Source organism: Bacillus sp. X1(2014), assembly GCF_007678255.1.
In genome coordinates this window covers 1-14,876 of record NZ_VEED01000030.1, presented here as the reverse complement: position 1 = coordinate 14,876, position 14,876 = coordinate 1, and the positions used below count along the sequence as shown (strand labels likewise).

12 protein-coding genes and 1 riboswitch are annotated in these 14,876 nt (G+C 38.2%); of the genes, 6 read left to right on the top strand and 6 right to left on the bottom strand.

What is annotated here, in order from left to right:
- Positions 1 to 20: 20 nt before the first annotated feature.
- A complete protein-coding gene (gene ebgA, locus FS608_RS27970; protein WP_144555830.1) occupies positions 21 to 3,074 on the top strand; it encodes a beta-galactosidase subunit alpha in 3,054 nt (1,017 codons plus the stop codon).
- A 71-nt stretch (positions 3,075 to 3,145) separates the two neighbouring features.
- Here the strand turns inward: ebgA and FS608_RS27965 are convergent, their stop codons facing one another.
- The 4 genes from FS608_RS27965 to FS608_RS27950 all read right to left on the bottom strand — a co-directional run bounded on the left by FS608_RS27965 (position 3,146) and on the right by FS608_RS27950 (position 6,019).
- A complete protein-coding gene (locus FS608_RS27965) occupies positions 3,146 to 3,970 on the bottom strand; it encodes a metal-dependent hydrolase (RefSeq protein WP_144555829.1) in 825 nt (274 codons plus the stop codon).
- Between the two features lie 86 nt (positions 3,971 to 4,056).
- On the bottom strand, positions 4,057 to 5,202 hold the full coding sequence (locus FS608_RS27960; protein ID WP_144555828.1) for a glycosyltransferase family 4 protein: 1,146 nt from the start codon (positions 5,200 to 5,202) through the stop codon (positions 4,057 to 4,059).
- A 24-nt stretch (positions 5,203 to 5,226) separates the two neighbouring features.
- Entirely contained in the window at positions 5,227 to 5,748 is a 522-nt protein-coding gene (locus FS608_RS27955; protein WP_395947838.1) for a phosphatase PAP2 family protein, read from the bottom strand.
- A gap of 34 nt (positions 5,749 to 5,782) precedes the next feature.
- On the bottom strand, positions 5,783 to 6,019 hold the full coding sequence (locus FS608_RS27950) for a hypothetical protein (RefSeq protein WP_144555826.1): 237 nt from the start codon (positions 6,017 to 6,019) through the stop codon (positions 5,783 to 5,785).
- Between the two features lie 448 nt (positions 6,020 to 6,467).
- Between FS608_RS27950 and FS608_RS27945 the strand changes: the two genes are divergently transcribed.
- From FS608_RS27945 to FS608_RS27925, 5 genes are all read left to right on the top strand, one after another.
- Positions 6,468 to 7,646 (top strand): ABC transporter substrate-binding protein, encoded by a 1,179-nt coding sequence (locus FS608_RS27945; protein WP_144555825.1) that lies wholly within the window; start codon positions 6,468 to 6,470, stop codon positions 7,644 to 7,646.
- 243 nt (positions 7,647 to 7,889) lie between these two features.
- Positions 7,890 to 8,780 carry an acyl-ACP desaturase gene (locus FS608_RS27940; RefSeq protein WP_144555824.1) on the top strand — a complete coding sequence of 297 codons (891 nt, stop codon included), beginning with the start codon at positions 7,890 to 7,892 and terminating at the stop codon, positions 8,778 to 8,780.
- Positions 8,781 to 8,869: 89 nt separating this feature from the next.
- Positions 8,870 to 8,970: riboswitch (purine riboswitch) on the top strand.
- 77 nt (positions 8,971 to 9,047) lie between these two features.
- On the top strand, positions 9,048 to 10,046 hold the full coding sequence (gene add, locus FS608_RS27935) for an adenosine deaminase (protein WP_144555823.1): 999 nt from the start codon (positions 9,048 to 9,050) through the stop codon (positions 10,044 to 10,046).
- A gap of 158 nt (positions 10,047 to 10,204) precedes the next feature.
- Positions 10,205 to 10,879, top strand: coding sequence for a response regulator transcription factor (locus FS608_RS27930; RefSeq protein ID WP_144555822.1), 675 nt, complete (start codon positions 10,205 to 10,207; stop codon positions 10,877 to 10,879).
- A complete protein-coding gene (locus FS608_RS27925; protein WP_260871846.1) occupies positions 10,869 to 12,275 on the top strand; it encodes a sensor histidine kinase in 1,407 nt (468 codons plus the stop codon). Before FS608_RS27930 ends, FS608_RS27925 begins: the two co-directional genes overlap by 11 nt.
- A gap of 70 nt (positions 12,276 to 12,345) precedes the next feature.
- Here FS608_RS27925 and FS608_RS27920 read toward each other — a convergent pair whose 3' ends face one another.
- Both FS608_RS27920 and FS608_RS27915 read right to left on the bottom strand, forming a co-directional pair.
- Positions 12,346 to 13,158 (bottom strand): Cof-type HAD-IIB family hydrolase, encoded by an 813-nt coding sequence (locus tag FS608_RS27920; protein ID WP_144555821.1) that lies wholly within the window; start codon positions 13,156 to 13,158, stop codon positions 12,346 to 12,348.
- A 194-nt stretch (positions 13,159 to 13,352) separates the two neighbouring features.
- Positions 13,353 to 14,318: a LacI family DNA-binding transcriptional regulator gene (locus tag FS608_RS27915; RefSeq protein WP_144555820.1), complete on the bottom strand. Its 966-nt coding sequence runs from the start codon at positions 14,316 to 14,318 to the stop codon at positions 13,353 to 13,355.
- Between the last annotated feature and the right edge of the window lie 558 nt (positions 14,319 to 14,876).

Below are 14,876 nucleotides of genomic sequence, written 5' to 3'. Positions count from 1 at the left end.
AACGATTGAGGGGTTAAATGATGAAAAAATTAAAAAGATGGGAAAACATCTATACAGATGGTATAAATCGCTTGAGTGCTCGTGCTCACTTTAACAGCTATCCTTCTCTTGGTGCGGCTGAAACAGATGATGCGGTCAATAGCCACTACTATCAAAAACTTAATGGAATTTGGAAATTTACTTTTCTAGAAGCACCTGAATATTGGCCAGATGGCTTTTATGACGCGGATTTAGATACAAAAGATTGGGACGATATTGTTGTGCCTGGAAACTGGCAAATGCAAGGATACGGGAAGATGCATTATTCTGATCTGTGGTACAATTTCCCGATTATTCCACCACGTGTCCCTACAGAAAACCCAACAGGTATTTATCGACGAGAATTTGAGTTTGATCGGAATATAGAAGGAGAACAATTAATCCTTCGTTTTAATGGGGTTGATTCTGCCTTCGAATTTTATATTAATGGAGAATTTGCAGGCTATAGTAAAGGTGCTCGGATTCAATCAGAATTTGATATTACGAAATTGTGCAGACAGGGTACAAACAGCTTGACTGTCCGTGTATTTCAGTGGTCAGATGGGACGTATTTAGAAGACCAGGATATGTGGTGGCTAAGCGGAATTTTTCGTGACGTTGAATTATATACTCGACCAGTATCAGGACTATATGACTTTACCGTTACCACGGAGTTTGATAAGGAGTGGAAGGACGCTGCCCTTACCGTTTCAGTTGTGCTGACACAACAACGCAACCAATATATTACTTATCAATTAATGGATCCAGATGGTAAGCAAGTTTTTATCGAGGAAAAAAGAGCTGACGAACCTTTTAGCATCGATATAGTATCCCCCTTGAAATGGAGTGCGGAGCAGCCCAATTTATACCACCTCTATATGACTGTAAAGGAAGATGAAAATATTATTGAAGTCATTCATCAGCATGTAGGATTTCGTTCTATTGTTATGGCGGATGATACATTCCTTGTAAATGGCGTGGCAATTAAATTCAAGGGTGTCAATCGTCATGATTATAACCCGAGAACAGGGAGGGTTGTCATTCGAGAAGATATAGAGCGCGATATTAAGACAATGAAGCAAAATAATATTAATGCTATTCGTACGGCCCATTATCCGAATGCGCATTATTTTTACGATCTTTGCGATCAATACGGGATGTATGTGATTGATGAGGCGGATTTAGAATGCCATGGTTTTGAATTGACAGGGAAGTATGATTGGATCAGTAATGATCCAGCCTGGGAAACTGCGTATGTTTCAAGGCTGGAACGGATGGTTGAACGTGATAAAAACCACCCGTGTATTATCATGTGGTCGCTTGGAAATGAATCTGCTTTTGGTGATAACTTCCGAGCCATGGCTATGCGTGCAAAGGAAATGGACCCGACTCGCCTTGTTCATTATGAAGGAGATTCTGAAGCGGAGGTGACAGATGTATACAGCACGATGTATACATGGCTAGAACATAAGGAAAGACGGACGATGGATCAGGTGATTGAAAAGTCAAAAAAACCTCATATTCTCTGTGAATATGCCCATGCCATGGGAAATGGACCAGGAAACTTAAAAGAATACCAGGACTTATTTTATAAATATGATAAACTCCAAGGCGGATTTGTTTGGGAGTGGTTTGATCATGGGATTGAAACGGAGGCAGAGGATGGTACGGTTTACTATCAGTACGGCGGTGATTTTGGTGATGACCCAACGAATGGAAACTTCTGTATCGATGGGTTAATCATGCCAGACGGTACACCATCCCCAAGTCTTAATGAGTATAAAAAGGTGATTGAACCAGTTCAAACAGAATGTATGGATAACGAAAAGGGCATTTACCGGCTCGTTAATCGATATGATTTCTTATCATTAGACCATTTGGATTTGACATGTTCGTTATTTGAGGATGATCGATTGGTTGAATCATTTGAAGTAGAGCTTCCAACGTTATCTGGACGAGAAACAGCAGAGATTCAGCTGACAACAGGGCGGGACATTGAAAAAATAAACGGAGCCAATTATTATTTGGTATTTTCATATAAACTAAATCAGGATACAACTTGGGCAGCGATAGGACATGAATTAGCGAATGCTACCTTTGTACTCTCGGGCAGGTCAAAATTACCAAAAGCACATGGTGACGGTGAGCTTCTAGTTAATAAAGAGGGAGCGTTAGTAAACGTAAGTGGCAATGATTTTTCCATTACCTTCGATTGTGTCAAAGGAACATTAAAACAAGTAACCAGGAATGAGAAAAAACTGATAGAAAAGGGCCCGCAGTTTAACTTCTGGCGTGCACCGATTGACAATGATATGTACCTCCTAAATGATTATCGAGGAAAATACTTTATGCATCTTGGACATGAAATCGTAGAAGATATTCGCTATGAGTTGAAGGACGGGGTATTTGTATGGCATGTGGATGCATTGTATGGTACAACAAATAGTTCTTGGTATTATCAACTTAATTATCAATACAGGATCTATCCGGATGGTGACATCCTTTGCAGCATCGACGGAGTTGCTTCTGGTATGAAAGCTAATGCTCCAGAAATGGTGCCGCGCCTCGGTCTGCAACTGCAGTTAACTAATGCTTTTAGCCAAACACAATGGCGCGGAAGAGGTCCTGGCGAGAGTTATCCCGATTCAAAACAAGCCAATTCTTTCGGCGTATTCAGTAAAACGGTTAATGAGCTGTTTACTAATTATGTGAAACCTCAAGAGAATGGCAATCGTTCCGACTGTGATTGGGTTTCTTTTACTGATGATGATGCGAACGGGCTTATATTTATTGCGAGTGAAATCTTTAACTTTAGCGCATCACACTATGAAGTTAGCGATCTTGAAAAAGCCAAGCATACCGTCGATTTAAAGCCGAGGGACTATGTAGTCTTAAATATTGACTACAAACAAAACGGTCTTGGCAGCAATTCGTGCGGGCAGGATCAACTAGAAAAATATCGTTGTAAGTTCGAAGACTTTACCCTAACATTCCGGATATCTTCCTTCAATGCTGAAAAAACCACCGCGGTCGAGCTTGGAAGACAACAATGCTAAGGGTTTCGGTTTCATTCTAATGGTAGAACCGTTATTACAAAAATGAAGCACCCTCTCGGAGGGTGCCTTTCTCATGAGAATTCCTTATCCACTAAGACTTCTGACCAAAGGCTATAATCGAATTCTTTTTCTTCTCCATAAGCAAGTGTAATCACTGCTGTTTTTGAATAATCCTTTAATAATTCTTTTAACTCTTTATCTTTATCAACCATAAAGTCAACCACAGGAAAAGCTTTTAATAATCGAGTTAATGATTCAGGAGAAGCAGCTGTTTCATTTGTCGGAAAGGTATGACTAGGAATCACATATTTAACATTTAATAGTTTTTTAACAGCATATGCAGCTTCTTTTGGCCCCATTGTAAAATGGCCAGATGAGGAGAGGATCGCAATGTCAGGATCATACACATCTTGAATCAATTTCATATCTGACATTAATGCCGTATCACCTGAGTGGTAAAGAGTATAATCATCCTTAAAATCAAAAATATAACCTGCCGGCTCCCCAGCATAAACAGGAGAACCTTGGGTTTCACCATAGGAGGAGGTATGTTTTGCTTGAACCATTGTTGCCGTTAACTCCTCAAAGGAAACCGAACCTCCTAGATTAATAGGAAGTACATTCTTCATTCCTTGCTGCAGAAGAATTAAGGCCAATTCATACTGTGCAACAATCATAATATCAGGCTTATGTTCAACCAACTTGCTAAGACCGCTGGTATGGTCAAAATGGCCGTGGGTTAGAAATACACAATCAATGGATTGGTAGAAATCAGCCGTGTTTAATTCCGGTGGAAAGCCAGGATTTAAATCAAAAAAGGGATCAATGAGATACTTTTTTCCTGCTTTACTTTTTAAAACATACATGGCATGCCCAAGCCGTAATATTTTCAGCACAAACACCCCCGAAAACTTTTAAATAACATACTTTAATCCATTTTATTTTTTCACATACGTAATAAGAACTTGGTATTAGAATATTCTCATAAGATGAATGCTTGTCTGTTTTGTTCATCGATCACGTTTGTGTAATGCCAAATAAGATCTTCAAAAATCCGATCCCATCGCTGTGTTAATGCGTAATCCCTTCCTGCGCTTGCCATGTGTTCACGGAGTCCGTCATTAGATAATAGATGAATAATCGCGTCACTAAATTCCTGTGCATTACCAGGTCTGCATAAATACCCTGTAACCCCGGCTTTAATGATATTCTTAACGCCTCCAGCCTTTGCACCTATGACTGGTGTTCCACTGGCAAGAGACTCTAGAACAACATTTCCAAAGGTTTCCGAGGGTGAGGGGAAAACGAATAGATCAGATGCTGAATAGACTTCGGCCAAACTTTTTCCATTTAAGAATCCTGTAAAGGTCATATTTACTGCTGCCTGTGCTTCCAATTCCTTTCGTAATGGACCGTCCCCGACTATTAACCAATGTAATTTCTCATTTAATTCAGCTGGGATTGATTTAGCGACGGAAATAAGTGTTTTTATATCCTTTTCAGGTGCTAATCTGCCTACATATGTAATCAGGTATCTTTCTTTTATAGAGTAAAGGTTATGAACTGTATTTTTATCATAATGAGGGTGATAAAGTTGGCAATCTACGCCCCGTGGCCAAATTTCTAAATTAGAAAATCCATGATGCTTTAATTGTAGGTGGGTTTCAAGTGAAGGAACGAAGAGTTTTCTACAGGATTGATGAAACCAGTGCATGTAATTCCAATGGATCTTTGAAAGAAAATGAAGGTGATAATAATGTAAATAATCTTCAAAATTGGTGTGATAGGAACCGACAAGCGGTATGTTTAATTTCTTTGCAAAATAAACACCACAAAGGCCGATATTAAATGGGGTTGCAACATGAATCAAATCGGGAGAGAAAGATTTTAATTCCGACTTAATATGAGGAAGGTTTGGAAAAGCTAAGCGACATTCAGGATATAAGAAAAAGGAGCGGCTTTTAAAAAGATGGACATTAGTTGAATGATATTCATCGGAATAAGAGTCAGGTGCAAAGATCTTAAAGGCAATTCCCCGATCCTCCAAAAAATTAGTTAATCGTTTAAGTGTCCTGGCTACCCCGTTGATATCTGGATGAAAGGTATCTGTGAAAATGGCAATTTTCATAAAATCCCTCCTGACTCGTAATCCTCATAACCACAATAAGCAGAAGCAAAGGCACCCCGTAAGTGAACCAAGTACCCCTCCAGCAATTACATCGGAAGGATAGTGAAGGCCTAGATAAATTCTTGATAAGCCTACACAAAGTCCTAACGGAATCAGGCCAAAGGAAAGTTGAGGTATGAAAAGGATATATGGAATCATAACGGAAAATATCGCAGTAGTATGTCCCGATGGAAAAGAATGATCTTGTAATGGATTTTCCGGAAACTTTGTTTTTTCTATTATTAAATAGGGTCTTTTTCGGGGGAACAGCAACTTTACAAAATGTACTGGTATGTGACTTACGGATAAAGAAAGTGCACTGGCAAGGGCAATCAATCTAGTCTCCCTTGGCGAAAACATGATGAGAAGTAAAGTTGTAGCAATCGTGAATCTTGCTCCACCAAGATGTGTCACCATGCGGAAAAAAAGATTTAATAGCCTTTTATCAAAATGACGATTTACCTGCTGAAATAATCGGCATTCGAAGCCATAAAACAATTGTAACATTCTCATAAATGCCTATTCCCCCTTAATAAATTATTCATTTCCAACCGATTATTCGGTTGTATTTTTGGTTGGGAGGTTTTCTTCTCTCGATATTTTGTTGGATAAGATTGCTGGGGCGGTCTGGAATCATCCTTGTTTTCCGAAGTAGTGAATCGTATTCGATGATTCCCTTTGTATGTACTCCTATACCTGTGACCATGTATCCTAGTTCAGCTAAACATATAGATTTAACAGCCCCTTTAAATCCTGCACCAGATACGAAAATCTCCATCCAACCCCTCCCAATACTTTGGTTTACTTAATTGTATATGGGAATGATAAGATTTTTTCTTAATTTAATGTTAAATGAGTGTAAAGAAATTGTGATTGGTGGAGTCACATGTAAATTAGATAACTTCCTAGTTAAAAAATGTTTTATGAGGAAATTATTGGAGGGTGTTTTATTTCTTTTATAAAATAACTTCTACAAAATTAAAAAAAGAGGATTTTTATAAGAATTTCATAAAATCAATAATGGAAGCGTTATCATTTTTACTGATAAATCATAAGTTTCAGAAATATTTAAATAAATAGAATAATATACTAGACGAATAAGTAAAGTTGTACTACAATAATATTTATTAAAGCACCTAGACAATCACATCGGTATTCATGTTAGATAATCTACCAATCTACGATGTGATTTGTCAGAAAAAATAGAAAAAAAGGGGTCCTTAGTTATGAAAAAGAATTGGGCAAAAATGTTTATGGCCTCCACCTTATTGGCGGGAGTTCTTGCAGGCTGTTCAGGAGGAGCAAAAGAAAATTCGGGCAGTGATAGTAAAACCATTAAAGTTGGTGTTAACCTAGAGTTATCCGGTGGAGTTGCTTCTTACGGGGAGTCACTTGAAAACGGTATTGATATTGCAGTTGATGAAATCAACAAAAAGGGTGGAGTAAAGGGGAAAAAGATAGAGCTTGTTAAAGTAGATAACAAGTCTGAGGCTGCTGAGGCTACAAACGGCGCGATTAAGTTAACTAGCCAAGACAAAGTAACAGCGATTATTGGTGCAGCAACAAGCGGTAACACCGTAGCACAGGCACAAATCGCGAATGATACGAAAACAATTCTATTAACACCTTCAGGGACAAGCCCGAACGTAACTGTAGCGGATGATGGAAAATTAAACCCATACGTTTTCCGTACATCATTTATTGATCCATTCCAAGGAATTGTAGCTGCTAATTTTGCAGCGAAGGAATTAAAATTAAATAATGCGGCAATCCTTGCAGACAGTGCCAGCGATTATTCCAAAGGTTTAGCAGCATCGTTTAAAGAAACTTACGAAAAAGCAGGCGGCAAGGTTGTTGCTGAGGAAGCATATGTTGCAAAAGATACAGACTTCCGTGCTACTTTAACTCGTATTAAGGCTAAAAATCCACAATTCATCTTTATTCCTGGATACTATGAAGAAGTTGGATTAATTGTAAAACAAGCTCGTGAATTAGGAATCACTGTTCCGTTAATGGGTGCAGATGGCTGGGATTCACCGAAATTAGTAGAGTTAGCTGGAGCTGACGCATTAAATAATACATTTATCACAAACCATTACACATCTGGAGATCCAGATGAAACAATCCAAAAGTTTGTAACAACTTATAAGGAAAAGTTTAATGGCGAATCTCCTAATGCATTTAATGCACTTGGCTATGATACAGTCTATCTATTAGCTGATGCGATTGAACGTGCTGGTGGTACAGATACAACTAAGATTAAAGAAGCATTAGAGAAAACAAAAGATTTATCTAGGATTACTGGTACGATTACAATCGATAAAGACCACAATCCAATTAAATCAGCAACTGTTTTAGAATATAAAGATGGTAAGCAAGTATTTAACACAAAAGTAAATCCGTAAGATTGGAAAAGTGAAATGGAAGGACGACCCCTTCTATTTCACTTTTTTATTTATTGTTCAAATTCAGAATAGTTGTGATACAATTAATTTAGCATCAGGTACTAATATCAGATATTGCTTCATTCGCGGCTAAACATTGATAATTCGCGAATATTTAAACGGGTAGAAAACGGGCCTATTTTTTTACAATTAAAGATTGTTTGTACGATAAACTGACAATATTTACAACAACGGGGGATTTTGATGTTAACAAATGATTTGGACTTTCGATTGGAGCCTAAACTTATAGATTTATATGAAGAACATAAACAGCGATCTGAAAAAATAGATTGGGGTTATCATGATTTCTTACCTTGGGATAAGGCAATGGATTTCAGGCGTGTTCCTTGGGATGAAAGCCAGGTTACACTGCCTGCATCGATTATTACTGCCGTTGAAACCGCCCTTTTAACCGAAGTAAACTTACCATGGTTTACCTCGCATCTAGATCAAACGTTTAAAGGTTCTTTAACAGTTATTAAAGATTTTGTCCATACTTGGACAGCGGAAGAAGATCAGCATTCAAACCTGATTGAAACGTATTTATTAATTACACGAAATGTAGATCCGAAGCGCCTCCACCAATTACACAAACAAACGGTTGAGAATGGCTGGAATCCTGATTATCACACGCCTTTTGAAACTATGGTATATACGTCATTACAAGAACTAGCAACCATGGTTTTCTATAATAACGTTGCCAAAGTAGCTGGTTCGCATGATAGGGATTTAGCCAGTCTGCTTCGCCGTCTTGCAAAGGATGAAACGCTGCATTATGCCTTTTATCGAGATGTAATTAAATTTCATCTCCAATTGGAACCTAATTACTGTTATCATTTAGGACATGTCATTAAGAACTTTCAAATGCCTGGTACAGTAATGCCTGATTTCGAGGATCGCATGGCTATTATTGCAAAAGAGGCAAACTACGGTCCATTGGAATATTTTGATCAAGTGCTAGATGTGATAGTTAATTATTGGGAGTTGGAGAAATTAAGACCGATTGCACCAGAAGCAGAAAAAGCTAGACTAGACATTTTAAATTACCACGCCCGGTTGAAAAGAGTAAGAGATCGTTTTTATAAAAATAAATAAATTACTTCCGATTAAATGGAAAAATTTTGCCCGTTCAATCGAAACTTAAATGGTTGACAATAAAAATAGAATTTATTATTCTTTAGGCATAGTAATTTAATAAAAACTTTCGTATAACTCCAATGATATGGTTTGGAGGTCTCTACCAGGAACCAATAAATTCCTGATTACGAAGAAGATACATAAATTTGTATTTTCTTCGTAATCAGGAATTTTTTTTTTTTTTTTTACAAAAATTAACCAAAAATCAGGAGGTAAAGATCCAACATGAATTTTGCAACCTTACCTAAAATTGAACTTCACTGCCATTTGGATGGGAGTCTAAGAACGGAAACTATCATTGATATTGCAAAGAGAGAGGGGATTAGTTTGCCTTCGCTGGATAAGGATGAACTACAAAAAGAGCTCATTGCGCCATTAGAATGCGAATCCCTTGATGAATATTTAGAGAAATTTTCTATACCTAATTTAGTTATGCAGTCAGAGGAAAATCTTAGAAGGATTACTTTTGAACTTTTTGAAGATGCAGCCCGGGAAAATGTGAAATACATGGAAGTAAGATTTGCCCCATTGCTTCATACAGCTGGGGGATTAGAAGTTGAAGAGATCATCAAAAGTGTTTTAAATGGAATGAAGGATGCTGAAAAGCAATTTGAGATAAAGGGAAACTTGATTCTTTCCTGCATGAGGACGATGCCTGCTTCCCGTGCTTTTGAGGTCGTAGAGAAAGGGAAGAAATTCCTTGGCGAAGGTGTAGTGGCCATTGATTTATGTGCATCGGAAGAGGAAGGGTTTTGTGGGAAATTCGTGGAACCGATCGCCTTGGCTAGAGAATATGGTTATCGAGTAACCATCCATGCAGGTGAAACGGGCGTAGGTAAAAACGTATTAGAAGCAGTTGAACTTTTGGGTGCCGAGAGAATTGGCCATGGCGTATTTATAAAGAACTGTGATGAGGCATATAACATCGTAAAGGAAAAGCAAATAGTGCTTGAAATGTGCCCGACAAGTAATGTGCAAACAAAAGCAGTGAACCAGTTTAGCGAGCACCCTATATATCAATTTCATAAGGATGGAATTCAGGTTACGGTTAATACAGACAACCGGACAGTTTCAAATACAACAATGGCAAATGAATGTGACATCGTATTTAAAGAATTCAATATAAGTGAAGATGACTATAAGCAAATTTACCTTACTAGCGTGGAAGCAAGCTTTGCCGATGCCGAAACAAAGGAAATGCTGAAGAAATATATTTCTAGATGAAAAGTAGAATGAAAGGTGTCAGGCGCTATGTGAAGAATTCACATGGCGCCTGACACCTTTTTGTCTTTTCTTAAGCAAACCTTAAGATTGCGATGCTAGATTTGTGTTACTAGAGATGATTTTAATCCTATGAAATCAATCGCAAGGGAGATAATAGAATGAAAGTTTTATTAGCGGAAGACGATTTACGTCTCGGTGAATTAATCGAATATATGCTCAAAAAGAAAGGCGGCTACCAAGTCGAGTGGATAACAAATGGAGAGGATGCTTACTATTACGCTGCCACCGCCCACTATGATGTAATCATCATGGATTGGATGATGCCAAATGGGACAGGTGTGGAAGTTTGTGCCAGATTAAGGAAACATGGTTATTCTGGTGCGATTCTGATGCTGACAGCGAAAGATACCGTTGGTGACCGAATTGAGGGTCTAGATTCAGGTGCAGATGATTACCTAGTGAAACCGTTCGAAATTGACGAACTTTTAGCTCGGCTCCGGGCGCTTTCTCGTCGTAATTATGCACCGATTTTGGAGGAAGAAATTCAAATTCAAGGTTTGGTTCTGAATCGATTGAGTCATAGTGTTGGTTTGGGTCAAGAGGAAATTCAACTAAGCCCTCGTGAATTTCAGTTGTTAGATTTAATGGTAAAAAATAAGGGGCAGGTCCTGCCGCGTGAAGTAATTTTAGAGCGTATCTGGGGCTTTGATTCAGAGGTTGCACCTAAAACAATAGATGCAACTGTCAAATTAATCCGCAAAAAGCTTCAATCTTTTGGAAAACAAGATTTGCTTCAAAGTATTAGAGGGGTAGGGTACAAGTTTGGGAACTAAAATTGGATCCTTCATTCGTGCATTCACCAAACAGGGTGAAAAAGATATTTTTAGACACACGCAAGGCAGATTAACCCGCATGTATAGTGGATTGCTCATGCTTTTTCTAATCCTTTTTATCGCAATTGTTTATATCGTCCTTCATGTTGTCATCTTAAACAACCAGGAACGTGAACTGCAATCATTGGTGAATCAGGAAGCGAGTTTCATCGAGAATTCACTACTAAAAAATGAACATAGTGACTTGAAAGGAATTGATGACCAAGAGGTAGTGTTTGCAGGAGTAAATCAGTTCTTTTATTATCTCGTAAATGCTAACGGAGAAATAATAATGGGCAATGAATCTGATAAGCGGATGCGTCAAAATATACTCCGGCTCATAAATGGAAGAATGCAAAATGAAGGGGAGATTCGAAAGGAAACTGTGCATGCTGAAATGAAAGCTGCTGGAAGGGGTATGAAGGGGGAATTTCATCCGCGTGAGACTTCTCAAGATATTCAGCTCATCATTGCCAATCGGTCTATCTATAATAATGGTCAATTTATTGGGAAGTTGTATGTTGGAAAAGACATTTCCTTTGCGTATCAGCTGTTCCGCTCACTATTGATGATACTTATAACAATAGGGATTGTATTTCTGGGGATAGCCATCTATATGAGTGTTGTCATGTCAAAAAGAGCGATGATTCCAATTAGCGGCGCGTTTACAAGGCAGCGTGAATTCGTGGCAGACGCTTCGCATGAATTACGGACACCATTAAGTGTCTTGCTTTCTTCAATTGACGCAGTGGAAATGACGATTGAACCTCAAAAGAGAGACATGGTGGAGAAAATTCTCACCAATATGAGACAAGAAGTGAAACGGATGACACATCTGGTGAGTGATTTATTGACACTAGCTCGTTCAGACTCAAACACCATTCAGCTAAGTTTAGAGACCTTTGACTTTCGTCCTCAAGCAGAAAGAGCGATTGACTCAGTTCGTCCGCTGGCTGCTGCTAAACAAATTTCTCTCCATTTGGATTCACCTGATTCGCTGATTGCAGTCGGCGATCCAGGGAGGCTATCACAACTATTATATATTCTTTTAGATAATGCAATAAAATACACAACAAACGGTGGGGAAGTTGTTCTTGCACTGAAAATGGAAGGCCAACAGTTATGTCTCTCCGTTCAAGATACGGGAATTGGAATAAGTGTAGAGGATTGTAAGCATATCTTTGAACGGTTTTACAGGTCTGATAAATCGCGTTCCCGGCAAATGGGCGGTCATGGCTTGGGACTTTCCATCGCAAAATGGATCGTTGACACACATAAAGGAACGATAAAAGTTACCAGTGAACTCGGAAAAGGGAGTACTTTCATTGTTTATATCCCGCTAGTTTTTAAAGGATAGATATATGTCTGACGGTGCCTGACACCGTCTGACATACACATTCTAAAAACCATCCTTCTTCAATCGTTAGTTATATTGCTTCATTTGCATATTCCGCGGCCGCGTCTTTTCCTAAAAGCCCAACCTGGATGAGGCCGTTGAGAATTCCGTGATTAGAAGATGTCGTGGTAATAAGATCCGCTGCGGCCTTTGCTTCAGGAACCCCATTACCCATAGCTATTCCCGTTCCAATCATTGTTAACATCTCCAAATCATTTAAACCATCGCCAAACGCAAAACAGTTCTCGTTGTTGATATCTAAGTATTCAAGCAGTTTGCCAATACCGACCGCTTTTGAGGCGCCCTTTGGAAGAAAATCATAAGCATAATCATGCCACTTGACGAAGTCTAAATCAGGAAAATGGTCGACGTATTGATATTTGTCCTCGTGGTTGCAATAAAGATGTCCCTGAAAAATTGGCTGATGTTTATAGAATGCATCGTCAACTTTAGGATAAGGCATCATTAATGAATCAAAACTAGATTCAATAAATGGATGATTTTCTTGGCTGACTTTAAAATTATCGTGACTACAGTATGCAAGGGCATGGCCTTTTCTTGCTGTCAAAGTGGAAATCGACTGAAGCAGATCAGGATTAATTGGATTTGCATAAATTTCCTGCCCTTCAAATACGACATATTGTCCATTCATGGAAACAAAAGAACTGATATTCAATTCTTTTTGAATCCAATAAAACATCTTCGGCACACGACCAGTGGCAATTACAGTGTGAACACCTTTTTCTTGAAGTAAACGAACAGCTTTCTTTGTGGAATTTGGAATTACTTTATCCTCGTTAAGCAATGTACCGTCGATATCAAAAAACACTATAGGTTGTTTCATTTTCTATCCCTCCGTTAAATCACAACAGGTCGTTACGCTCAGGGAATTCTGATAACGCCGACCTAGTGTAGTGAGTCCTTGCAAAAACAGAATAATTTATGAAACGCGTTTCAGGTCAAGAAGATTGAAAAAATAAATTCTATTTTATTAGGTACGGAAGGTTGCAAAGGGAGAAAATAATCAATTCGTGAGATTCATACGGTATTTCGTTCAATTAATGTTACGGGGATTTCATATTGGGCAATCTCCTCATTTTTGTTGATTCCTTGTAAAAATAGTTTCCTGCCCATCTCCTCAAGTGGGATTTCAATCGTTGTGATATTCATCATATTAGCAATAGGTTGATTGTTGAACCCAATAAGGGCAAGATTATCTGGTATCGTAACACCTTGATTTTGTGCGCAGGTAACAATCCCGGCTGCAACATCATCGCTTGTCACCAGTAGGGCTGTTGGAGGATGGGGCATCTTCCTAATCTGGTTTAATACCTTTTCACCATCTTCGAAATGAAGACAATCTTCAAAAATATAAGAAGGATTATAGGGGAAACGATTATTTTCTAAAAAATCCTTATAGGCTAATTCTCTGTTTTTACTATTAGTACCTGATTTACGTCCGATGCAATAACCAATTTTTTCGTGACCTTTTTGATATAGGTAATCTAATGCAAAAAGGAAACTTTTATAGTGGTCCACAAATGAGGAGGCTGCTTTTTTTCCTCTGGTATCTTCGCATAAAATGATCGGTCCAAAAGGCAAAAACGTTTCTATGGTGGTCCATGTGGATATTCTTGAACAAATAATTAACGCATCAATCTGCTTTTGTTTTAACATTTGTAATGCATCTAATTCTCGGCTTTCCAGGTAGTTAGTTTGAAATAAAACCAAATTGTAACTGTGTTTTAACGCTTCATTTGCGATCCCTTTTATTAATAGGGCAAAGTAAGGGTGATCGATAAAAGGAACGACCACACCTACAAGAAAGGTTTTCCCCGTACTTAAATGGACTGCATTAATATTTTGTTGGTAATTACTCTGCCTAATGGCCTCTAAAACCGCATTCCTTTTTTCGGCACTTACATACGGATGATTATTTAACACTCGAGAAACAGTGGTTACAGATACGCCTGCTATCTTGGCTAAATCTTTAATATTTGTCATTCCATTACCTTCCTAACCGGTGCCTGACACTCCGTAAGCTGCATTGCAATCCCGCGTTTTACTGTTTAATTTATCTTATTTTATATTATAAACGAATTGAATTTTAGAATCAGTGCTTCACTATAGTCGCATCAACGGCGAAATGATGGGATGGTTATTTTTAAAATGAAAATAATAAATTTTGTAGAATAATAGTTGACTTTAAAGATACTTGATAGTAATATAGTAAATCTGATGAGGGAATAGCAAATGAAACTTAGATGTTTCTTGAAAAAATAATCCTTCACCAGTTGACAAGAGTGATTGTGTTTGATAAGATGATAATCTCGTTTGTTTGGAAGATATTATTTCAAAATAATGCTTGACTTCCTGGTAGATGAGATGATAAACTATAATCCTGTCACAAAATAGTTCTTTGAAAACTAAACAAAGCAGAAACGTCAACAAAATTTTATTAGTGATACTTTCGAAAGAAAGTAAGCTAAGCCAACGTAACAAATGAGCTAATCAACTTTCTTGGAGAGTTTGATCCTGGCTCAGGACGAACGCTGGCGGCGT